The 3,008-nt window shown below is 39.6% G+C and carries 2 protein-coding genes and 2 pseudogenes; all 4 read right to left on the bottom strand.

What is annotated here, in order from left to right:
- Positions 1–242: 3,4-dihydroxy-2-butanone-4-phosphate synthase (locus tag E2K52_RS13945; RefSeq protein ID WP_171478875.1), on the bottom strand; the 242-nt coding region annotated here is incomplete at its 3' end.
- A gap of 366 nt (positions 243–608) precedes the next feature.
- Positions 609–1,583 carry an alpha/beta hydrolase gene (locus E2K52_RS13940; protein ID WP_151205617.1) on the bottom strand — a complete coding sequence of 325 codons (975 nt, stop codon included), beginning with the start codon at positions 1,581–1,583 and terminating at the stop codon, positions 609–611.
- A gap of 158 nt (positions 1,584–1,741) precedes the next feature.
- Positions 1,742–2,168 (bottom strand): annotated as a pseudogene (locus tag E2K52_RS15780) (transposase); the annotation flags it as partial.
- 728 nt (positions 2,169–2,896) lie between these two features.
- Positions 2,897–3,008, bottom strand: a pseudogene (locus tag E2K52_RS15515) (IS982 family transposase); the annotation flags it as partial.

Below are 3,008 nucleotides of genomic sequence, written 5' to 3'. Positions count from 1 at the left end.
TGCTGGGCACCATTCGCATCGACCATCAATGGCAAGTTCAGCTGCTGGCAACGCTCTTTACTCAACGTCAGGCAGACCAGACCACGCGCATGGGTGATCATAAAGTTGATGTCCTCCGGGCGGACATGCGTGGCAGCAATAACCAGGTCACCTTCATTTTCACGGTCTTCATCATCCATCAGGATGACCATTTTTCCTGCACGGATATCTGCGACAAGCTCTTCAACTGTATTGAGCGGCATCAATCTTCACCTTCTTCTTTGATCTTTATCAGACCGAATCATGACATTATTGCTGCATAGTCTAACGCTTTTTAAGCAATTTTGCCTATGCCTATTACTTTGCCTGTAGCGTTCATTGTTATACACAGTCTTGCAGATGATGGAAAGTCGACTTTAAAGTAAAGCACAGCTTTGTGCTGTATTTTTGCACAGTCACAAAGCAAGAAAAATGAAAAATCTGGATAAAATGCCAGCAGCTAAAAATAAATTGGTTTTTATAGGATTTCCGCAGTGTTACTGTTTTAGGGTTGTTAATGATAACCTTTAAAAGTGGTCATAAAACCAGGCAGCCTGACCTGCTGTTAGGAATGGTCTGACCTATTCTGGTCAGGCCAAAAGAGATTTTTGTTCCAGCCATTGAAACAGTTGCTGATATACCAGCTCTCTGGCCGGTTTTTCTGACAGTACCAGATCATGGACAGCATTTTGAATGGAACACAGCTGTACATCGCCCTGTAGCTTTTGAGCATGGTCAATTATATCCTGTACCTGAAGAATTACGTCACTGCTTTGTGCAGCGTAATTAAAGCGTAAAGGATAGCGGGTTTGATGGGCATGCATGATTAAAGTAGGCACTGTAAGATGAACTCCATGATGAAGATGTTTTTGGGCCTCATAAATGGCATGCACAAAACTTAAACGTACCAGAGGGTAGCTTGGTTTTTTCCATTCCAGATTGAAATTCCATTCTCCTTGATAACTGATATGCAAGCTGGGTACATACCAGCGATTGAGACGGCTTGGAAACTGCAGGTCTGGAAAGCGTTTTCCTAAACGGCTCAGTTGGGGCAGTAAAATCTTTTTCTCTAGATGGCGCATGTTGAAGTCATAAAATGGACTGTTGAGCCAGAGTCCCTTGATTAGAGGATGATCGGGATGCCGGGCGGCATAAAGGGTGGTAATTAATCCACCGGTTGAATGCCCGCATAGAAGTATCTGGTCATGGCCTTCTTGGCCAATCAGCTCGAGTGCCTGATTAATTTCAGCATCATATTCAGAGAGACTGTAGACATTGTAGAGCTTCTGGTGACATAAATGGGAGCGCCCATATTTTCTTAAATCCAGAGCATAAAAATCAAAACCTTGCTGATTAAAGCGTTCCGCCATTTCAGTTTGAAAAAAGTAATCAATAAAACCGTGGATATAAAGCACGGCCTTAGAGGTGGTTTGGGCTGCTTTTTTACGCACCAGCGTGGCAATGACCGGGCCTTCATAATCTTCAGGAAAATTGAAAGTGGTCTGCTCATAACCCTCACCTAAAATATCAGCCTGATAGACTGGCGCCAGAGCACTATTTTTCATTTTGTTATACTCATGATTTTTTAGATTATCCTTAAGGATAAGTGTGAGTTTGTCAAACTCTGCTGAAAGTTTTTTAATATAAAATCAACAATAAAAAAAGCCCCCATCTTTCGATCAGGGCTTTTTAAATTTGGAGGGCTTTGTTGCATACTATCTATTTTGAGGTAATGCCTCTGGGTTTCGGCCAAACTGTGTCGATGATAGTCAGACCACTTTTTCCAAATTATTCTTTTTGGTTTTTTGGACATCTGACCGTTTTCAACCATTGATTTCTGGCTCAAGATTCCGACTTTTTTTATTTTTACTTGGATGGTGCATTTTTTCTGGTGGGGTTACTGCAGATGCGTGACGCTCTGAAATCACTTGTCTGCAATGTTTGTATTATAGGCTTCATCGCTATCAATAGAATCTATGCGCTCGTCAGGTCGAATTTGATCAAGTGAATTCCCCAGTGCCTGTGAATCGCTAATATTGTTCGGAGCAAGCTTGAACTGCAGGTGTTTTTAGGGTTTTGGTATCTATACCAATGTGGGGCTTAGGCCATCGGCGACGCTATTCAGGCGGATGTTTCTTCTTTTTCCATTTCTATCTCAAAATTTCCAGCCCGTAGAGTTAGGGAGGAGGAGTATACTGCGCCGGGAAGACTGGGTCTGCTTTTTTTGGAAACTAACCCAAGAGAGATGCTGGCTCTATTAATTAAAGTATGGTGAAAGGAGAGCTGATTGGTTGTTTCTTGGGTTTTGCATATAGGCTTTGCATTTAAAAGTTATATTGCTGAACAGCCTCGGAGAATAGGGTTGTGCAACAAAGCCGTTTGAAATTGAATCAAAAATAGCTTACGAAGTAGGCTTAATAAACTACTATTCTCTACTTTTAGTCAAGAAGCTGCTCATAGAGCGCAATCACCCTATTATCAAAAAATAAAATCAGTCTATTTTTAGAGTAAATGGCGTAATTAGAAAATCTTTTTGTTCCTTTAAAATCTAATATCAGCAGTGAGTAAGAATATAATCATTTTCATTATATAAATTTATATATCATTTTTAACAATAATAAAATTGTTCACAGCTAGGAATAGGGAGTTTTCTCTCATTAAATATAGCGCTACTACTTTTCTTGATAAGATGAATTGATTTAACTTATTGTTTTATCGATATAAGCTTATTTTTTTGGGAGGTTCTTTGTTGGTCTAATTTATAAGCCTCACTTTTAAGACTTCTAGCTATTATTTTTAAAATTAAATAATTGTAAATTGTGTATGCTTAATGTGCTGTTTTGATTTTTTTTGATACTATTTATAACCCGAATCCTGTTTAAGCCAACCATTCGATTACTCGAATGGTTGGCTTATTTCGGTGGCTCAATTGATATGCGCACAATGAAGCATAAATCCCTCCTAGAAATCCACAAACACTACGTGCTCTA

This window comes from Acinetobacter sp. RF14B (assembly GCF_006864105.1).
Classification (GTDB): domain Bacteria; phylum Pseudomonadota; class Gammaproteobacteria; order Pseudomonadales; family Moraxellaceae; genus Acinetobacter; species Acinetobacter lwoffii_C.
This window is presented reverse-complemented; position numbering and strand designations above follow the sequence as displayed.

Coding starts and splice junctions, on each gene's coding strand:
- E2K52_RS13940 (WP_151205617.1), bottom strand. CDS start 1,583: ATGAAAAATAGTGCTCTGGCGCCAGTCTATCAGGCTGATATTTTAGGT.